At 64.9% G+C, this 19,073-nt stretch carries 18 protein-coding genes; 2 read left to right on the forward strand and 16 right to left on the reverse strand.

Annotated elements, in window-relative coordinates; genetic code table 11:
• Positions 1 to 4 precede the first annotated feature (4 nt).
• The 9 genes from clpB to H7K45_RS21440 all read right to left on the reverse strand — a co-directional run bounded on the left by clpB (position 5) and on the right by H7K45_RS21440 (position 8,322).
• Positions 5 to 2,629: an ATP-dependent chaperone ClpB gene (clpB, locus tag H7K45_RS21400; RefSeq protein WP_263997970.1), complete on the reverse strand. Its 2,625-nt coding sequence runs from the start codon at positions 2,627 to 2,629 to the stop codon at positions 5 to 7.
• Complete coding sequence (locus H7K45_RS21405) at positions 2,620 to 2,928, reverse strand: chaperone modulator CbpM (protein WP_263997971.1); 309 nt, start codon at positions 2,926 to 2,928, stop codon at positions 2,620 to 2,622. Before H7K45_RS21405 ends, clpB begins: the two co-directional genes overlap by 10 nt.
• A complete protein-coding gene (locus H7K45_RS21410; protein ID WP_263997972.1) occupies positions 2,925 to 3,851 on the reverse strand; it encodes a DnaJ C-terminal domain-containing protein in 927 nt (308 codons plus the stop codon). The genes H7K45_RS21405 and H7K45_RS21410 overlap by 4 nt, the downstream gene beginning before the upstream one ends.
• Before the next feature lie 6 nt (positions 3,852 to 3,857).
• On the reverse strand, positions 3,858 to 4,370 hold the full coding sequence (locus H7K45_RS21415; RefSeq protein WP_263997973.1) for a nucleotide exchange factor GrpE: 513 nt from the start codon (positions 4,368 to 4,370) through the stop codon (positions 3,858 to 3,860).
• Positions 4,371 to 4,376: 6 nt separating this feature from the next.
• Positions 4,377 to 6,278, reverse strand: a complete 1,902-nt coding sequence (dnaK, locus tag H7K45_RS21420; RefSeq protein WP_263997974.1) for a molecular chaperone DnaK — start codon at positions 6,276 to 6,278, stop codon at positions 4,377 to 4,379.
• A gap of 2 nt (positions 6,279 to 6,280) precedes the next feature.
• Positions 6,281 to 6,787: a YflT domain-containing protein gene (locus H7K45_RS21425; protein WP_263997975.1), complete on the reverse strand. Its 507-nt coding sequence runs from the start codon at positions 6,785 to 6,787 to the stop codon at positions 6,281 to 6,283.
• Positions 6,788 to 6,914: 127 nt separating this feature from the next.
• A complete protein-coding gene (locus H7K45_RS21430; protein WP_263997976.1) occupies positions 6,915 to 7,301 on the reverse strand; it encodes a DUF2267 domain-containing protein in 387 nt (128 codons plus the stop codon).
• 140 nt (positions 7,302 to 7,441) lie between these two features.
• Positions 7,442 to 7,795 (reverse strand): Hsp20/alpha crystallin family protein, encoded by a 354-nt coding sequence (locus H7K45_RS21435; RefSeq protein ID WP_263997977.1) that lies wholly within the window; start codon positions 7,793 to 7,795, stop codon positions 7,442 to 7,444.
• A gap of 74 nt (positions 7,796 to 7,869) precedes the next feature.
• Positions 7,870 to 8,322 carry a DUF1931 family protein gene (locus tag H7K45_RS21440; RefSeq protein WP_263997978.1) on the reverse strand — a complete coding sequence of 151 codons (453 nt, stop codon included), beginning with the start codon at positions 8,320 to 8,322 and terminating at the stop codon, positions 7,870 to 7,872.
• A 359-nt stretch (positions 8,323 to 8,681) separates the two neighbouring features.
• Between H7K45_RS21440 and H7K45_RS21445 the strand changes: the two genes are divergently transcribed.
• Positions 8,682 to 9,425 (forward strand): ANTAR domain-containing protein, encoded by a 744-nt coding sequence (locus H7K45_RS21445; protein WP_263997979.1) that lies wholly within the window; start codon positions 8,682 to 8,684, stop codon positions 9,423 to 9,425.
• A gap of 22 nt (positions 9,426 to 9,447) precedes the next feature.
• Here H7K45_RS21445 and H7K45_RS21450 read toward each other — a convergent pair whose 3' ends face one another.
• The 4 genes from H7K45_RS21450 to H7K45_RS21465 form a co-directional block, all read right to left on the reverse strand.
• A complete protein-coding gene (locus H7K45_RS21450) occupies positions 9,448 to 9,822 on the reverse strand; it encodes a VOC family protein (RefSeq protein ID WP_263997980.1) in 375 nt (124 codons plus the stop codon).
• Between the two features lie 248 nt (positions 9,823 to 10,070).
• Entirely contained in the window at positions 10,071 to 10,793 is a 723-nt protein-coding gene (locus H7K45_RS21455) for an SDR family NAD(P)-dependent oxidoreductase (protein WP_263998394.1), read from the reverse strand.
• 318 nt (positions 10,794 to 11,111) lie between these two features.
• Positions 11,112 to 11,906, reverse strand: a complete 795-nt coding sequence (locus H7K45_RS21460; RefSeq protein ID WP_263998395.1) for a lysophospholipid acyltransferase family protein — start codon at positions 11,904 to 11,906, stop codon at positions 11,112 to 11,114.
• 494 nt (positions 11,907 to 12,400) lie between these two features.
• Positions 12,401 to 13,033 carry a TetR/AcrR family transcriptional regulator gene (locus H7K45_RS21465; protein ID WP_263997981.1) on the reverse strand — a complete coding sequence of 211 codons (633 nt, stop codon included), beginning with the start codon at positions 13,031 to 13,033 and terminating at the stop codon, positions 12,401 to 12,403.
• A gap of 149 nt (positions 13,034 to 13,182) precedes the next feature.
• Here H7K45_RS21465 and H7K45_RS21470 point away from each other — a divergent pair, with 149 nt between their 5' ends.
• The gene (locus tag H7K45_RS21470) at positions 13,183 to 14,496 is read left to right on the forward strand and encodes a cytochrome P450 (RefSeq protein WP_263997982.1); all 1,314 of its coding nucleotides are present in this window, start codon (positions 13,183 to 13,185) and stop codon (positions 14,494 to 14,496) included.
• A gap of 947 nt (positions 14,497 to 15,443) precedes the next feature.
• On the opposite strand, the gene H7K45_RS21475 is transcribed toward H7K45_RS21470, so the two are convergent.
• The 3 genes from H7K45_RS21475 to H7K45_RS21485 all read right to left on the reverse strand — a co-directional run bounded on the left by H7K45_RS21475 (position 15,444) and on the right by H7K45_RS21485 (position 19,053).
• Positions 15,444 to 16,622, reverse strand: coding sequence for an NAD(P)/FAD-dependent oxidoreductase (locus H7K45_RS21475; RefSeq protein ID WP_263997983.1), 1,179 nt, complete (start codon positions 16,620 to 16,622; stop codon positions 15,444 to 15,446).
• Positions 16,623 to 16,755: 133 nt separating this feature from the next.
• Entirely contained in the window at positions 16,756 to 18,078 is a 1,323-nt protein-coding gene (gene lipL / locus H7K45_RS21480) for an esterase/beta-lactamase LipL (RefSeq protein ID WP_372512606.1), read from the reverse strand.
• 93 nt (positions 18,079 to 18,171) lie between these two features.
• Positions 18,172 to 19,053 (reverse strand): acyl-CoA thioesterase, encoded by an 882-nt coding sequence (locus H7K45_RS21485; protein ID WP_263998397.1) that lies wholly within the window; start codon positions 19,051 to 19,053, stop codon positions 18,172 to 18,174.
• Between the last annotated feature and the right edge of the window lie 20 nt (positions 19,054 to 19,073).

Here is a 19,073-nt window from a genome sequence, read left to right on the forward strand (position 1 = left end):
GCCGTCAGGCCGCCAGGGCGGGCTCCGAATAACCCACGGCGAGCTCGCCGTTCACCACCGAGATGCGGATCGTGCCGCCACCGGCGATGTCGCCGCGAAGCAGCGCGCGGCCGATCTTGGTCTCCACCTCGTGGGCGATGAAGCGGCGCAGCGGCCGTGCCCCGTAGACCGGATCGTAACCGTGCTGGGCGATCATCCGGCGCGCTTCGGTGGTGACGTGGAGCTCGATCTGCCTCTCCGCCAGCCGGTTTCGCAGCTCAGACAGCTGTAGGTCGACGATCCGCTCGAGCTGCGGCACCGACAACGGGGTGAACAGCACGATGTCGTCGACGCGGTTGAGGAATTCGGGCCGGAAGTGCCCACGCAGCTCGGACATCACCCGGTCACGCGCCTCCGGCATGATCTCGCCGTCCGGGGTGACGCCGTCGAGCAGGTGGTGGGATCCGATGTTCGAGGTCATGATGACCACGGTGTTGCGAAAGTCCACCTGCCGTCCCTGGGAGTCGGTGAGCCTGCCGTCGTCGAGGACCTGCAGCAGGGTGTTGAACACGTCGGTGTGCGCCTTCTCGATCTCGTCGAGCAGCACCACCGAATAGGGCTTGCGCCGTACCGCTTCGGTGAGCTGGCCGCCCTCCTCGTACCCGACGTAGCCCGGTGGCGCACCCACCAGGCGGCTCACCGTGTGCCGCTCCTGGTATTCGCTCATGTCGAGCCGGACCATGTTGTCCTCGCTGTCGAACAGCGCAGCGGCCACCGTCTTCGCCAGCTCGGTCTTGCCGACCCCGGTGGGCCCCAGGAAGATGAACGAACCGATGGGGCGGCGCGGGTCACGAATTCCGGAGCGGGCCCGGATCACCGCGTCTGACACCAGTTGCACCGCCTCCTCCTGCCCGATCACCCGCTCGTGCAGTATCTCGTCGAGCCGCAGCAGCTTGTCGCGCTCACCCTCCTGCAACCGTGCGACGGGGATACCGGTCCACGCGGCCACGATCTCGGCGATCTCGTCGTCGGTCACGACTTCGCGCAGCAGGGGCTTCGCGCCCTGTTTGGCCTGCAACTGGTCTTCAGCCGCGCGCAGTTTGCGCTCCAGCTCGGTGATCTCGCCGTACCGCAGCTCGGCGGCGCGGTTGAGGTCGTATTGGCGTTCGGCTTCGTCGGCCTCGACCCGCAGCTGTTCGAGTCGCCCACGCAGTTCCTGCACCCGTCGGATCGCCTGTCGTTCGGCATCCCATTGCGCATGCTGGGCGTCGGCCTCAGCCCGCAGATCGGCCAGTTCCTTCCGCAGCTCCTCCAACCGGGACTTGCTCGCCGGGTCGGTTTCCTTCGCCAGGGCGGCCTCTTCGATTTCCAGGCGGGTTACCCGGCGCGTGATCTCGTCCAATTCCGCAGGCATGGAATCTATTTCGGTGCGCAACCGGGCACAGGCCTCGTCGACCAAATCGATGGCCTTGTCGGGCAGGAAGCGATCGGTGATGTAGCGATGCGACAGCGTCGCAGCGGCCACCAGTGCCCCGTCTTGAATCCGTACGCCGTGAAAGACCTCGAGGCGCTCGCGCAGTCCGCGCAGGATCGAGATGGCGTCCTCGACGTCGGGCTCGTCGACCAGCACGGTCTGGAACCGGCGCTCCAGGGCGGCGTCCTTCTCGATGTGCTTGCGATACTCGTCGAGGGTGGTCGCGCCGATCATGTGCAGCTCGCCGCGGGCCAGCATCGGCTTGAGCATGTTGCCGGCGTCGAGGGATCCCTCCGTCGCGCCGGCACCCACCACCGTGTGCAGTTCGTCGACGAACAGCAGAATCTGACCCGCGCCTGCCTTGACCTCCGACAGCACCGCCTGCAGCCGTTCCTCGAATTCGCCGCGATACTTGGCCCCTGCCACCAGTGCGCCCATGTCGAGGGAGAACACGGTCTTGTCACGCAGGCCCTCCGGGACGTCCCCGCGCACGATGCGCTGGGCCAGACCCTCCACGATCGCGGTCTTGCCGACGCCGGGATCACCGATGAGCACCGGGTTGTTCTTGGTCTTGCGGCTGAGGATCTGAGTCACGCGGCGAATCTCGGCGTCGCGTCCGATCACCGGATCCAGCCTGCCGGCGCGAGCCTCGGCGACCAAGTCGCGGCCGTACTTCTCGAGCGACTCGTAGGCCCCCTCGGGGGTGGCGGAGGTGACCCGCTGGTTGCCGCGAACCTTGGCCAGTGCGGCCAGGAACGAGTCCCTCGTGACGTTGTGAGAGAGCAAGATTCGCCCTGCCGTACTCTCCGAGCCCGTCTCGGCCATCGCGATGACCAAGTGCTCCACCGACACGTAGTCGTCCTTGAGCCGGGTGGCCTCGCGCTCGGCGGCCTCCAGGATGCCGGCAAGGCGTCGGGTCACGGACACCTGGCCGGGCGTGGCGCCGGGGCCGCTGACCTTGGGCCGACGGTTCAGCTCGCGCTCCACGTCGGCGCGCAGCGCCTCGGTGTCGGCGCCCGTCTGGTCCAGCAGGCGGGGCACCAGTCCCCCGGGCTGGTCGACGAGCGCCATCAGCAGGTGTCCGTCGTCGACCTCGGTGTGGCCCATGCGGGTTGCGATGCTCTGCGCCTCCGACAGGGCCTCCTGCGACTTCTGCGTCAACTTGTTCACGTCCACCGGGACGTCCTCCTTCGTCGAGACACGGATTCGAGTTCGTCGATGCGGTCCAGCAGGTCGAGCACCAGCCCGATCGCGGCGTAGTTGAGCCCAAGGCCCCTGCGCAACCGGTGGATTCGGGCAACCGTCGTCACCGCGGGCGGTTCGAACCAAAGGTCGCCTTGCACGTCGCGGCGGTGGGTGAGCAGACCGAGTGCCACCAACCGGCGCACCATGTCGGGATGCAACCCGCAGCGGGACGCGAACTCGTCGAGCCCCATACCGGTCCGCCGGACCAGCACGTGGCGTGGAGCGGTCATCGTGACCTCCTCGGATCGAAGGTGGAATCGGCGGCCAGCTGTTCGAACAACTCGCGTTCTCGTGCTGTCGGGGTGGTGGGGACGACGACCTTGATCTCGGCGTAGAGGTCACCCGCGGGCCCCCGGGGATTGGGCATGCCCTCCCCGCGCAGCCGCAACCGTCTGCCGGTCGACGACCCCGGCGGAACCTTGACCTTGGCGTCCCCACCGGGTGTCGGCACGGCGACGGTGGTTCCCAGCACGGCCTCCCACGGGGAGACCGGCAGGTCGACGGTGACGTCGCGACCGTCGAGCCGAAACCTGGGATGAGGCCGAATGTGCACCACCAGATACAGATCGCCGGCGGGCCCGTTGCCACTACCCCGGCCGCCCTCTCCCGCCAGCCGGATGCGTTGACCGTCGACGACGCCGGCGGGAATGTTGACTCCGTAGTCACGGCCGCCTATCGACAGCTGGCGTTTGCCACCCCGGTAGGCCTCCTCGACGGTCAGCTCGAGCACGGCTTCCTGGTCGGCTCCAGGAGATGGCCCGAATCCCCCACTGCCGCTGAACATGTCGCCGAACAGGTCTTCGATGTTGATGCCGTCGGCACCACCGAAACCGCCTCCGAACCCCTGCCCGTAGCGCACCCGGCCACCGGAGGGTCGTCCGCCGCGCGGACCGCCAGCCCCGGCACCCACCCGCTCCTCCCAATCCTCGGGGACCTTGTCGAAGTCCTCTCCGAATCGGTCGTAGCGCTTGCGGGTGTCGGGATCGGTCAGGACGTGGTAGGCCTCGTTGATCTCCTTGAAGCGGTCCTCGGCCGACGGATCCTTGTTGACGTCGGGGTGGTACTTGCGAGCCAGGGTGCGGAACGCCTGCTGGATCTGATCGGCGCTCGCGTCCCGCGATACGCCGAGCACCTCGTAGAAGTCGCGGGCCACCGAGCGTCACTCCCCACGTCGACTGACCACGACGGCCGTGGGGCGTAGTTGCCCGTCGCCGTACCCCGGGCGTAGGACGTCGACGACGGTTCCGGGTTCGACGTCCGACCGATCCACCACGCCCACCACCTCGTGACGTTCCGGGTCGAAGGGCACTCCGGTTCGGGTGTCGCGTGGATAGCCGAATCGCTCCAGTACCCCCACCGCCTCGTCCAGAATGCCTCGCAGACCGTCGAGTACCGCGTCGGAACGGTCACCGGCGTGACTGATCGCCCGTTCGAGGTTGTCCACGACGGGAAGCCACGCGCCGGTCACCCTCGACCGTTCGGTCGCTCGTTCGCGGTCCAGCTCGCGGGCATACCGCTTGCGCAGGTTGTCCGCATCGGCGACCGCGCGCCTCCAGCGGTCCTGCAGTTTGGCGACCTCCGAATCATTGGGTGCGGCAACCGGCTCCGCCGGATCTCCGTCGACCCGGTGGTCGTCTGCGTCGGCCCGAGACTGCTCCTGGGGGCTGGCCATCGTCGATCAGCCCCGGTCGAACTCGGCGTCGACCACGTCGTCGTCACCGACCACCGAGCCCTGTCCGTTGCTCGACGGCTGACCGTTGCCGGTCGGCTGGCCGTTGCTCCCTCCGGATGCCATGGGCTGTAGCCCGTGGAGTATCTGCTGCAGCTCCGAGGTCAGCGACTGCACGCGGTCCATGGGTGCGTCCTCGCTCACGGCCCGACGGGCGTCGGCGACCAGCATCTCCGCACGGGCCCGATCATGGGGCGCCGCCGAGTCACCGAGCTCGGCGAGCCTGCGCTCTACCTGGTACGCCGCCGAGTCGAGCTGGTTGCGAGCCTCGACGGTCCTGCGGAGCCGCTCGTCTTCCTCGCGGTTCCTCTCGGCCTCGGCGAGCATCCGCTCCACCTCGCCCTTGTCGAGATTGGACTGTTCGCTGATGGTGATGCCCTGCTCGCCGCCGGTGTCCTGATCCCGTGCGGTGACGTGCAGGATGCCGTTGGCGTCGATGTCGAAGGTGACCTCGATCTGTGGTTCACCTCGGCGCGCGGGCCGGATGTTCTCCAACTTGAACCGGCCGAGCACCCGGTTGTCGGCGGCGAGTTCCCGTTCACCCTGCAGCACGACGATGTCCACGGCCGGCTGATTGTCCGCCGCCGTGGTGAACACCTCGCTGCGTCGGGCCGGGATCGTGGTGTTGCGCTCGATGATCTTGGTCATCAGGCCACCGGCGGTCTCCACGCCGAGCGAGAGTGGAGTGACGTCGAGCAGAAGGACGTCGGAGACCTCCCCCTTGAGCACCCCGGCCTGGATCGCCGCACCGAGTGCGACGACCTCGTCGGGGTTGACGCTCATGTTGGGGTCCTTGCCGCCGGTGAGACGGCGCACCAACGCCTGGACGGCCGGAATCCGGGTGGAACCGCCGACCAGGATCACCTCGTCGATGTCGTTGGCGCTGACCTTGGCGTCGGCCATCGCCTGCTTGACCGGGCCCATCGTCCGCTCGACCAGATCGGCGGTGAGGTCGTCGAACTTCGAACGCATGACGGTGGTGGTCAAGTGCTTTGGACCGCTGGCATCGGCGGTCACGAACGGCAGGTTCACCTGAGTCTGCGCCACCGACGACAGTTCGACCTTGGCCTTCTCGGCCGCTTCGAACAGCCGCTGCAGTGCCTGGGGATCCTTGCGCAAGTCGATGTTGTTCTCCCGCTGGAACTCGTCGGCAAGGTAGTCGACGAGTCGGTGGTCGAAGTCGTCACCGCCAAGGTGCGAATCTCCGGCCGTCGCACGCACTTCGACCACGCCGTCACCGACGTCGAGCAGGCTGACGTCGAACGTCCCGCCACCGAGGTCGAAGACCAGCACGGTCTCGTGACCCTTCTTGTCCATGCCGTAGGCCAGCGCGGCCGCGGTCGGTTCGTTGATGATGCGCAGGACCTCGAGGCCGGCGATTCGGCCGGCGTCCTTGGTGGCGTTGCGCTGGGCGTCGTTGAAGTAGGCCGGGACGGTGATCACGGCTTCCTTGACCCGCTCACCGAGGAACTTGCCCGCGTCGTCGACCAGCTTGCGCAGCACTTGCGCGCTGATCTCCTCCGGCGAGTACTGCTTGCCGCGCACCTCGAAGCGGGCGGCGCCACCCTCGCCCTCCACGACGTCGAAGCTGACCGCCTTGGCTTCGTCCGATATCTCGTCGAAGCGACGACCGATGAACCGCTTCGCCGAGTAGATCGTGCCCTTGGGGTTCATGATCGACTGGCGCCGAGCCAACTGACCCACCAGACGCTCGCCGGCTTCGGTGAAGGCCACCACCGACGGCGTGGTCCTGGCGCCTTCGGCGTTGGGAATCACGACGGCTTCCCCGCCCTGCCAGGCGGCGATCACCGAGTTGGTCGTCCCAAGATCGATTCCTACCGCAGTTGCCATGATCAGTTCCTTCCGTCGGTGACACCACTGAGCAGTTGGACCGCCCGGTCGGCCACTGACGAGTCGGCGACGACGTCGTAGTACTTGGGCCGCACCGCGCTCACCGAGTGGAAGTCTCGACGGCCGCGCTGAAGGGCATGCATCGCCAATCCGAACAGGGCGCCGACGATGGCGCCGAAAACGATTCCGTAGCAGGCCAACACGGCGGCGGAGAGCACCGGGTCGATCCAGTTGAAGAGTCCGAAGACCCATCCGATGAGTGCGCCGACGATTGCGCCGGAGCCGGCGCCACGCAGAGCGGCCCCACCGTAGTTCAGGCGGCCCAGTACTTGTTCGTGGTACTCCATGTCGCGGCCGATGATGGCCACCTTGTCCACTTCGAAACCCTGATCGGACAGGTGGTCGACTGCCCGCTCGGCATCGGCGTAATCGTCGAACGTCGCGATGACGCGGCGGGCCGGTTCGTGAGCTCGCACGGCCGAGGCTTGGACCGTTGAGTGCTGTGACATCGTTGCTCCTAAGTGCTCGCGGTTCTGGTATGTGATGGTGCGCCGGCCCATACCCCTGGGTACCGTCCGCAACCCTTGGACATCCGTGCTGACAATCGGTTTCGCGGTGCGCGTCCTCCTGATGGGCTCAGCGAGACTGAGCAGTACCGAGGCGATGGAAGTCCGTCGGGAGCTGACTGAGCACGTCGTCGAACTCACCGGGGGTGACCGCTTCGCGGAGGGTGGCGAACACCGCGTCGACGGCCCGTTCGGCGGTCTCCCGATCGGTGTCGGCCCGTTGGGCCGTCAGTTCGACGAACCGCTCGAAGTCGAACGCCACCGCGTTCTCCTGGGTGCCCTGCAAGGCCGCGTCCAAGGGGGCGGGCAGCTGGTCGCCCAGGTCCTGCGCTTCACCCCCGCTGATTCGCTCGGCGAGCGTGGCCAAGGTGGCCAGGGTCAGGGTCAGGGTCGCGGCCTCTTCCACGGGGACGTCGACGTCCACTGCCACTCGTGTGACGAATTCTTCGTACTGCATTGAGATTCCCTTCCACGTAACCGATGACGACTGCCACCGTGATGACCATGGTGGTCGATGCACGGGACCCACCGCTTCGGCCCGGGTGGTCGATTTCCACACCCAGATTCGACCCCTCAGATGGATTGCGCCCCAATCAATCAGTCGTCATGTCGTGCTGGTGTGGACGTCTTCGCCTTTGGCACATAGGCTTTGAGGACACCGTAGGCCAGGGACACCTCGACCTCGTCTTCCTTCAGCTCTCCCGGAAGCGTGATGCGAAGGTCGAACCGCCCCACCGGACGGTTTCGGTGACGAAACAGCCCCTCGCGTACGCGCTCGGCGATCTCTCCGGTGACGACGAACTCGTTGCCGTTCAACGCCACTCCCACGTCCTCGCTGCGTACCCCGGGGAGCTCGACTTCGATGAGGTAGGCCCCGTCGGTCTCGACGACGTCGGATCGGGGCAGCCAGGCGTCCTGGTCCGCGCCTGCCGACCTAGATGGCGATGCCATTGTTTTCTCCTTCGCATCGTCGCGAGTGGCGTCGAAGGACCCACGGCCGGTCGGGATGGGTTTCGGCGCCGGATCTAGAAGACCAGCCTGAAGATCTTGAAGACCTGGTCCCAGTGCTCGCTCGACGGCCGTGTCATGGTCGAGTCCAGTACGCGGAACGACGATGCGACCGCAACGCTGAGCCCGCCGAACAGCTCGGGGAGGAGTTGCTCGGTGTCTTCGGCGAACGTCACGTCCTCCGGTGGCCGTCGGATGGTTTCGGCCAACAGTTCACGAACCTCCCCGGCGACGTCGAGGCCGTCGAATTCCCTCATTCGCTCTTGAACGCCCTTGGTGATCGGGAGATCCTGAGGCTCGATCACATCGCGACCGTTTGCCTTGGCCGAGTTGCGACCGGCGATGGCGAGCGCGTCGATCTGCTCGTCGACGAACTCGTGGAAGCGGCGGACGTCGTTCTCCCCGAGGTCGACGCTGGCGACCGCCCGGAACAGTCGTTGGAACACCTTGACGCCCGACGGATGCGTCACCGGATACCTCCGTTCGTCGGTCCCTGCCGATGTACGGCCCACCATCCAAGGGTTGCACCATCCGCCATGGCCCGGACTCGTCCACGAGGCGCAACTTCGGCACACCTTTTGGACCTCGGGGGTCGAAGTCGACGTGTGGTGGACGTCCCGGCTCGCCCGGGTGGGTAGCGAGAGCGACTGCAGCCCAACGTGTTCGGGTGCTGCACCTCTCGACAGCGTACCGGGCTCCGACGATGGTCACGCGGGGCCCATTCTCGACGAATTTCGTTGCTCTCGTGGGTCGACGCTGAGACTCCACTGGGTTGGCATAGTCGTCACGCAGTGACCTACCCCGACGAGCACACCACGGGAGCCAGCCAGTGGACACGAGCACGGTCCATCAGGAACGACGAGGAGACGCTGGAGGCCATGGCGTCGAACGCCACGGCTACGGCGGAACGGGCCGGTCGACGCGCGCTGAACTCGCGGCCATGCTGGCCGGCGGAGCGGCAGTCGACGACGTGATCCACAACGTGACGGTCGCGTCCGTGGCGTTGGTTTCCGGGGCAGACTGCGCCAAGCTGTCCTTCCTCGACGAGGGGCGCATTCGGTCCTCTGCGGCAACCTCGGAACTTGCCCTGTCGCTGGACGCCGCGCAGCAGGTGTCACGCCATGGTCCCTGCCTGGAGGCGATTCGCACGCGCACCGTGGTCCGCTGCGCCGACCTGCGCGCCGACGGCAGGTGGCCACAGTTCGCTCCGCTCGCCGCTGACGCCGGCGTTCGCAGCCTGCTGTCCCATCCCGTCGACACCCTCGGGGACGGCCGGGCCACGTTGAGCTTGTTCGGATTCCGAGCCAATGCCTTTACGGCCGATTCGGAGGCGGTGGGTGCCGTGCTCGCCAATTACGCGTCCGTCGCGCTCGTCTCTGCGACGCGAGAACGCCACTTCCAGGCCGCCTTGGCGACGCGCGACGTCATCGGACAGGCGAAGGGGATGATCATGGAACGGTTCGGGGTGGACGCCGATCACGCCTTCACGATGCTGACGTCACTCTCCCAGGAGATGAACACGCCAGTTAGGGATCTCGCTGCACAGCTCGCCCAGTCCGCAACTCGGTCGTGAACGGACCGGAGCAGAGGTGCACTCAGTGGTCTTGAGTGACGTAGAACCGATTGCCGTCGAAGTCGCGGAAGGCGAACATCAACGGCGCCGACTCCCAATCTAGGAGCTCCCCCACCTCTAATTGCAGTTCGACGAGCGTGGCGCGCGCAGCTCGGGCATCGCCGGTGAGCAGTCGGACGCCGGTGTCGATCCCAGTGGGCAGATCGTCTCCGGTCATCACCAGCGAAATCGACGTGCCCCCGGCGGGCGGGGCCAGCTCGATCCAACGGAAGCCCGGCTGCAACTCGGTGTCCATCGTCGAGGCGAAGCCGAGATTCTCGAACAAGGCCTTGGCGCGGTCCTGATCGGTGACGGGTATCGCGACGCACTGCAGGGCGGTGAAGATCTCTTCTGTCATGCCACTCTGACTTGCCGGGCGGAGCCAACTAATCGGTGACCGCTACACACGGTCGTGGCGATGCGTTTTGAACCACGCGCGATTTCGGTGGGTCCGGTTCCGGGCGTTGTAACCCGACCTACCTGGACGCCCCGGATCACCGCTCCAAGAGTGTGGCCGAAGGAATCTGCGATCGTTCCGCCGTGGGCTGCAACGAACAGATTCGCGACGACAGGACAGCTTGACATCCTCGATCGCACGTTCTTTCGTCAGCTGATCGAAAAGCCGGCATCAACGGCCAGCGCCTGATTGGTGATGCCGCGCGAAATGGGCAGGGCAAAGAACAGAACCGCGGTTCCGATCTGGCGTCCGTCGACGAGCCCGAATGGGGCCTGCCGCAGCGCCGGTCCTTCGAGCTGCGGGCCGCGAGACCCCATGGATCCCGGAGTGAATACTGACCCGGGCAAAATGGTGTTGACGGTGATGGCGTGTTCGGAGAGCTCGAAGGCGCTGACGCTGCTCAGGGCAAGCAAGGCACCCTTCGATGCGGCGTAGGCCGCCTCGCCCTTGATCAAGGACCCGCGCAGCACATTGGAGGCAATGTTGACAATGCGTCCACCACCACCAGCGATGGCCATGGCCTGACCCAGCTCCCGGGTCATGAGAAAGGCCCCCCGGGCATTCACCGCGTTGATCCGATCCCATTGCGCCACAGTCTCCTTGAACAACACCTCTCGATCTTGGAGCCCAGCGTTGTTCACCAACAACCACGGTGTGCCGTGCTCGGACACGAGGTTCACGCAAAAGGCCATGACCGACGACTCGTCGGAGACGTCGACGCACACCGCGTGGGCAGCCAAGCCTCCCTCGACGAATGCAGCGGCTGTGCGCTGGGCGCCCGTGTAATCAATGTCAGCGACGATCACCGTTGCTCCGGCTTCAGCCAGCACCGCCGCCACCCGAGCACCAATTCCACGAGCGCCACCGGTCACGACGGCGACCCGACCAGCGAGGCTGAACGTAGCGGGCGAGAAGCTGTCCGAATCCGTCAATTACTCGCAGTCCTCCCCGCCAACATGCCGATGATGACCGGATCCCTTCAGCGCCGCGAGCACCAAATGGATCGGGCTCAGACATACCCCACGAAGGGCATACGTGCACGGTAGCCGAGCAACCCTCGAGCGGTCGCCGTTCTGCGACAATCCAATCGAGATCTACCTGCCCGGCAGCGGAATCTGTCGACCGGTAGCTGCACCGACTGTAGCTACACGCTTCGAGCCACTCGACCCAATCATGTTCCCGTTGGCGGTCTACCCAAGGATGGGGAACCGGCGCTTCTTGGCCAGTCTGTCCAATGCTGCCTGCATGACGCCCCGTACGTGGGCATCGACCTGGTCGACGTCGGGTTCTTCGCCAAATCGGGCCCGCACATCTATTGGCTGCTGCACCTCCATGATGATCTTCGTGGGCAGAGGCAGGTTGGGCGGCAGCACGGTGGTCAATCCAAAGGGCACCCCGAACGCCAGCGGAAGCGCCTTGAGCCGAATTCTATTCAGACCGAGTCGCTTCGCCAATCCGTCGCCACGGGCTAAGAACAGTTGCGCCTCTTGGCCACCGATCGAGACCACCGGCACGATTGGCACGTCGGTCGCCAAGGCCGTACGGACGTAGCCGGTGCGGCCCTGGAAGTCCACGACGTTGGCCGTCCTGGTTGGCCGGAACGCGTCGTAGTCCCCACCGGGGAAGACCAGCACCACGCCACCGGAATGCAGTGCCTTTGCCGCGTTCTCGCGGGAAGCTTCGATGCCACCGGCGCGCGAGAACACCGTCCCGAGTGGGCCGATCAGCACCCCGTAGTGGGCCAGGATGTAAAGAGGGCGTTCGTAGCCGAAGGCGTCGTAAAAGGCCGGAGCGAAGATCAGCACGTCGGGAGTGAGCACACCACCGGAATGGTTGCACACCACGAGCGCGCCGCCGCTACTCGGCAACGCCGACAGACCGTTGACCTCGGCACGGAAGTACCGCTTGACAAACGGTCCCACGACGTTCTTGAACTGCCTGGTGAAGGTCGGATCCCATTTGGCGGTTATCTCGTCGTCTGACATCATTCTCCAAGCTTCGATGCGACACCGTCCCGTTCGTTTCCGACCGAGCGTAGCCATCGGTCACGGCGCAAATCGCCAAACGCTTTCAGACGTCACCGATGTCCCTCGTCTCGTGCACCTACCCGCAGCGGAGCCATCGTGGTCGAGGGTCAACGGGTCCGTCGCCCACGCCTGAACGCTGCCGAGGTGGCTCGGTCGTCACGAGACACAGCTGCGTCGGGGCTGCTGGACTGGTATCGGTGCGTCAGCGACGAACAGGGGCCTACTAGGAAGTGCGATGTCCGCGATCGGGGGTCTCGGAACAAGACGGACGATGCGGCACCAAATACCTCGCCCCCCGCGGGGCTCGATGATCCGAAGACGCTCATACGCGGCGGACGGACGCGATCAGTAAGTCTTCACAACGATTACCGCAAATCCTGTGCGAGAAGCGACTGTGGACGAGATTCAGGCATCCGAGACATAAGTCGAACAGAACTAGCACCGTTCGAATGTCACGGCCGAAGCCCCATCATGACCGATGGGGCGGCGAACCGCCTCACCAGTTCGTGCTCGATCTGCTTGTCATTCACGGGCCAATACCAGAATGCGAAGGTGACTCTGATGAGCCATTGCGCAGCCATGGGGTCATCGTGCCCGATGATCTCTTCGGCAATCTTGGCTACGAGCGGTGACGCCATGACGGGGCCGTCGTCGCGGTCTGGCCGGATGTCGCCCATGATGAGCTTCCCGAGCGGTTCGGCTCGCATGCATTCCAATCCAACGACGACTGCCGTGCAGACACGCTCGGTCCCCTCGGTCCCGGCGATGGCTTGGCGCACCGCGTGAATGACACGCTGGGACAACATCGATATGAGGCACTCGAGGATCGCGGCTCTTCCGCCTGCTCGCCGGTAGACGGTTGCGGGTGAGCAATTCAGTCGGGCAGCTAGCGCGTCGATGGTCAACGCCTGAAATCCATTGCGTGAGACAATATCTGAGGCTTCGAGCAGGATTCGATCCCGTGCCACCGCGCCTCGATCCGCGCCTAGGACCCAATCCCTCCGTGCCATGGCATCGAGCATTCCCGGCGCGGTGATGAAAGACAACAAATCCTCTCTCGCATCATGAGACAAATCACGCCGCATGTCTCACTCATGTGCGCAGCTTGGGGTACTTTGCTGCACGCGCCGACCTCATCGACCCGGTGTCAGAGATGTCAACTTTGGTTCCCGGCATTGACCCCGTCGATGCAGATACCGAGTGTGGAGAAGACTGCGACGGGAAGTGAGTGTTCATGGTGAACCTGCTGGGAAGAGCCACTGACAGTGTGACCGCCTTGCTGTCGCCGGTGATCACAGCGGGGCAACTCAACGCCGCGGCGGCAATACGCACACACAGACGCGGCTATGGCGGATGGACCGGTGCGGTCAACACTGACTACGACCCGTTGAATCCAAGCACCGCAGCGCATCCCCACGCCGCGTACGACGCCTTGCACCGCGGCGGACGTGTCCACTACAACCCGAAGCGGGCGACGTGGATCTTGCACCGACTCGACGACGTTCGTGCAGCCCTACGTGACACGGACCGGGTGACCAGCAGCCAGGGAGTGACCCGGGTACGGATGGTCGCCGACCTGGTCGTGGTCACCGACGACGATCAACACAGCCGCCTTCGGAAACAAGTGCAGCCAGCATTCACCAAAGGCGCACTAGATGGGTGGCGAAGCATCATCGATGGGCTCGCCGCAGAAATGATCGACGGAATGATTGCAGCGAATGGCGATGACGCGGTACAGCGAGTGACCGTGCCTCTGCCGCTACGGGCCATCGCAGCCATACTCGGAGTTCCGGACAGCGACATCGCAGACTTTCGTCGTTGGTCAGATGACAGCACGCAGCTGATCAACTTCACGCCAACCCCAAGAGGCGTGGTGAACACGGCGCGCTCCCTCCGCGCCGCAGCAGCGTTGCGTCGCTACTTCTTACGACATCTCGAAGATGGGCATCTCAAGGGATCGAACACCGTCCTTGGCCGTCTCCTGGCCTACAGCACCAGCGGTGCCTTGACTGACAATCAATTGTTCTACATCGCCATTCTGCTGCTGATCGCCGGCAACGAGACCACGACGAATCTTCTCGGCGGGATGCTTCACACCTACGCTCGACATCCTGACCAATACGACATGATTCGAAGCAATCCCGAACTCATTCCACAGGCCATCGAAGAACACCTTCGCTATACCAGCCCCATTCAGAATCTCTACCGCTACACCCGCGCCGACTATCAGGTCGGTGAGGTCACCATCCCTACGGGTTCGCGTGTCCTGATGTCCTTCGGAGCCGCCAACCGCGACCCGCTGGCCTTCGATGACCCGAACACCTTCCGCGCCGACCGAAACCCGCGCAGCCATCTCGGCTTTGGCTATGGTCCTCACCTATGCCTCGGGGCCCCGCTTGCACGCATGGAGGCACAAGCCGTTCTCCGCGAACTGGTCGACCGCGTCTCACGGATATCGCTGACCGGCCCGGCAACGTGGTCCACCAACAGCTCTCTCCGCGGCCCGACACACTTACCCTTGGTCTTTCACGAGAAGGCAATCTCGTGACGTCCTTGCGCGCACCGTCGCGACGGTGGTCTCAATTCGGGGGGTTAGCGCTGGTGGTGTCCGGTGTGGCACATCTCTTGTGCCCACGTGCCTGTGAATCAGTTCAACGCAATGGCCTTCGAGGACAATATCCGAGCCCACGTGCTCGTCAACGGCAGCATCGAAACACTCCCTCACACCGCCCCCCGTATGAGGTCTTTCTGACGAAACAGGCCGATATCTTGGGTGTGCACCAGCGCGGTCCCTCCGCCGTGAGCATTTCGCCACCGTCGCCAACTTGACGAGTTCTTTCACGAGGGCTTTCGAGCCCGGTTGCGGGACGCCGAGGCAGTTGAGTCAACCGATCTATTACCTAGTCATGTGCCTATGCCTCAAGGCTTTACGGCTATACGGAGGTGTGGGATCGTAGACTCATGACATTCCATGGTTTCGTAGCCGTGCAGCCCGGGGGCAACGTAGTGCTACCCGCAGACGTGCGCGGCCGCCTGCGCCTAGACGAACCAGGCGCGCAAATCGAAATCACTGAACGTGAGGACGGTGTTGTCGAGCTCCGGCCGGCCCCGCCGGTTCCTACCGGTAAGCAGCAGCTCCGGCAGCAACGCGACCAAGAAGCTACGTTTCGTCACGGCAGTGACTGGGCTTACGAAACTGCAGGCCCAACAGCGACATTCACTGCCAACACGAGAGCGGAGGACGGCGCACCGTGATCTAGGCTTCATTGCACTCTAGGTGCTATTGGCCGCGAAAGCCGCAACGTCCTGAATTTCGACGCCCCAGCGTCAGCCCTGGGGTAAGAGGTGAACGTCCCGACCTCTTTGCCGTTTGCGTGTGTTCATCGTCAAGAGCGCTGCAGTCTTGGCCTTCTCGAAAGCGCCACTAGATTCTGTGTTCTGGCGGCACCGTCACACATGTCTTCGCCTCGCCGTTCACCAATTGGTGAACGAAATCTAGCCGAGGACATCGGCAATTGGCGCACCAGCGGCGATCTTGCCGCGGGCTTTCATCACCCTCCCTGACATACCCCCGCCGACCACGCCGACGATCACGCCATTCCGTTCGTAATAGGCCAAGAATCTTCGGCCATCGTCGGCGACGACGTGGACGTCGTCGCGTGCATCCGGTTCCCCAAGGCACTGAACCTTTACGTCGTACTGATCACTCCAGAAATAGGGCACCACCGCACTGGCGGAACTGTAGCCAGCACCCAACAAAGCGGGCACGAGCGCGCGTGCTTGTTCGGCGACGTTGCTCCAATGCTCCACGCGCGCTTGATGTCCGTGCTCATTGCGCCAGGACGCGACGTCACCGAGCGCCCAGACGTTGGGGGTGTTGGTGCGGCCAGCGCTGTCACAGACGACCCCGTCGTCGACGTCGACCCCGCTGTCTCGGAGCCACTCGACGGATGGCGTGGAGCCGATGCCGACGACGACGAGGTCGGCCTCGATCTGGACGCCGTCGGAGAGCACCACGGATTCGACGTGCGTCGTGCCCTTGATCTCGTCGACGCCGACCCCGCATCGAACATCGACGCCTTCCTCGCTGTGCAGCCGCGCGACGAGATTCCCGATCTGTTCACCCAGGACGGATGCCAGTGGGGCCGGTTGCGGTTCGATCAGTGACACCTCGACGCCGAGCAAGCGAAGGCTGGCCGCCACTTCGCAGCCGATGAAGCCCGCGCCGATCACGACCGCCCGCCGTGCCGAGCCAGCATGCTCACGCAGAGCCAGGCTCTCGTCCAGCGTGCGCAAGACCCGCACGCCCGCGATGTCGGGGAAGGACGGAATCCGCTTGGGCCGCAGTCCGGTCGCGATGACCAGCTGGTCGTAGGCGATCACGTCACCGTCGAGAAGGGTCACCGTCTGGTCAACGGAATTCAGGCTGGCAGCCCCGGAGCCCAGGCGGACGGTGATCGCGTTGTCTGCATAGAACTCAGCGGTCTTGAGAGAGACGTCGTCGGTCTCGGCACGTAGCACGGCTTTGGACAAGGGTGGCCGGTCGTAGGGCAGGTGAGCCTCGTCGCTGACGATGGTGACCGGCACCGACTCGTCGGCGCGTCGCAACAGTTCGGCGGCGCGAACGGCAGCCAGTCCGCCGCCGACGATGACGACCCCACGCTCGCCGGTCACGCTGACCGGCCCCGGCGGGGCGTGAGTGATAATGTGATTGGTCCTCCTCGAGTCTGGGCGGGTTGAACGAACGCCGCGCTTGTACGCTGCCGTGGCGACGACAGGATTGAATCCGGCTGATGAGGAATCGATCTCACGTGGTCAGTTGCCCCGATGCGCGGTGCGTCGGCGACGTTGGAGTGCCGAAATCCGGCACTGCGTCGACGCCATCCTTGCGGGCGACCGCGGCGCCGCGGTCGACCAATGCCGCCAGCACTCCGATGGACGCGTAATCGGTAATCATCGGAGTGATGAGGCGGTTGTGGACGAAAGCGAACGCCGTCTTCGTGGCCGGATTTGCCCAGCCGATGCATCCACCGACCCCGGCGTGCCCGAATCCAGGCAGCACTCCTGGGACCGGCGAGGCATGGTAACCAAGGTGGAAGGACATGGGTACGACAACATTTCGATCCGGGCGTCGCGACAGCCTGCCGGTGAAATTAGCCACCATCGCAGCTGACAGGAACTGTGTGCCGTCGATGTGACCACCGTTCGCTATCGCGCCGTACATCTTGGCCAGCGATCGAGCGGTCATGACGCCATTGGCCGAAGGAATCTCACTGTCGAGGAAGGGCATGTCCCCCTGGAGAAGGGACTTCAAGCCAGGAACGTAGAAGGCGCCGAGGCCGCCGGACATGGGCGACGCTGCCAGCCGCGGAAACAGGAATTGGAGCACACCGTTGTTCGTCACACCTTGGGGCATCAGGATCTCCGCGACCCGGACCGGTGAGTTTGCCGGCGGACGCCCAAGGTGCAGGCCCTCGGTGTGCAGTGGACCCGCCAGTTCTGACCGAAACAGTTCGCGCATGGTCGAGCCGGTAACCGCTCGCGTCAGCCCCGAGACCAGCCAACCGTAGGTCAGCGCGTGGTAGGCGGACTTACCCAGAAACCGGTCGGACGGCGCAGCCGCCAACCGGTCCTCCATCACGCGTTGGTCAAGGAGGTCGGCGGAGCCGATCCCGCCCAGCAGGGATAGCCCCGCCCGGTGCGCCAAGACGTCGCGCACGGTGATCGCAGACTTGCCGTGTGCACCAAACTCAGGCCAAAACCGGGCAACCGGATCGTCGTAGTTCAACAGATTGCGTTCGACCAACCGGTGAACGACCGTCGACGCCGCGCCCTTGGTGGCGGAGAACGCCATGGCTGCGGTGTCGGCGGTCCAGTGCACTTCCCCGCGCCGATCGGCCCACCCGGTCCAGACGTCTACGACCGGACGACCGTCTTGGTACACAGCGAGCGCCCCTCCCCCATACCCGGGCCCGGGAAACAGGGTGCCGAAGAAACGCACGGCACGGGCGAAGTGCGGATCCGCGGCTCCCTGGACGCCGTGCGGCAGTCCCCCGATACTGCGGGCGGCGCCGTTCTCACCTGATCCGAGTGCGCGGCGGATGGCCCGAGAAGAACCCTTCCACAACATGAGAATCACATTATCAGGATCGAGGTGTCGTGGCAGGAGTCACAGCGATCGCATTTGCGGTGTAAGACGCTTGGCCGGGCGCCGCCAGTGAAATCACAGGCGCGACCGCACGTCGATTCCGGTGTCCACCTGACGCAGGGGACGAATGAGACCCTCCTGGGCAAACGACGCCAGGAGGTCACCCGCCTCGGTGTGCACCGTGCCGCGAACGTAGGACATCCCCGCGCCCACCTGGGTGCTCTCGTGGGTGTACAGCAGCCAGCCCTCCCACGAAACCGGTTCGTGAAAGCTCACCGTGATCGTCATCGGTGCCGTCGACACGGTGTGATGGGCCTGCGCCGTTCCGATTCCTGCATGGGCCCGCATCGTGGTGGAAATGCCCAAATGCCCGGTGAAATAGGCCAACAACGCCTTGGCGGTCGCATCGTCCCGAGGAACGTGGTCATAGTGCAACCACGCATGGAGTTCGGGCGGCCCGACTTCGTCTGGGCTGTTGACGTCCGCCACGTCCACCAGTCGAATCTGCCGTCCCATCATTGGCAGGTCCGCCTCGTGGGCGTCGGCGGGCGGGTCCACCTCGGGGCGCGCCGCGTGATGTCGGATCACGTCGGCTGACGGAACGTCGGTGAGCACGGTCATCGTGATCGCCCGTCGGCCGTGTTGCACTGCCGACACGACGGCGGTCGCCGTGGATCTCCCCTCGGCGACCACGTCGATGACCAATTCCACCGGCAATCCGACCTGGACCGCTCGACTGAACACCGCATGGACCGAACGAATCGACTTGCCTTCGAAGCGTTTGCCGACCGCCACCAGCGCCTGGGCCATGACCTGCGTGCCCTCGACCACCTGCCGGTCGTCCGCACCAGCCAAACCCGTCTCACCCCTGAACCGGTCCGGGCCGTCGGATGTGACCTCGAACAAGGCCAGCAAGCCGTCGAGCGACCACAGGACCGCATCCGATTCCGTCGTCATGTTCACCTCCATGTTGGCGA

Source organism: Mycobacterium yunnanensis (assembly GCF_025823185.1).
Classification (GTDB): Bacteria; Actinomycetota; Actinomycetes; order Mycobacteriales; family Mycobacteriaceae; genus Mycobacterium; species Mycobacterium yunnanensis.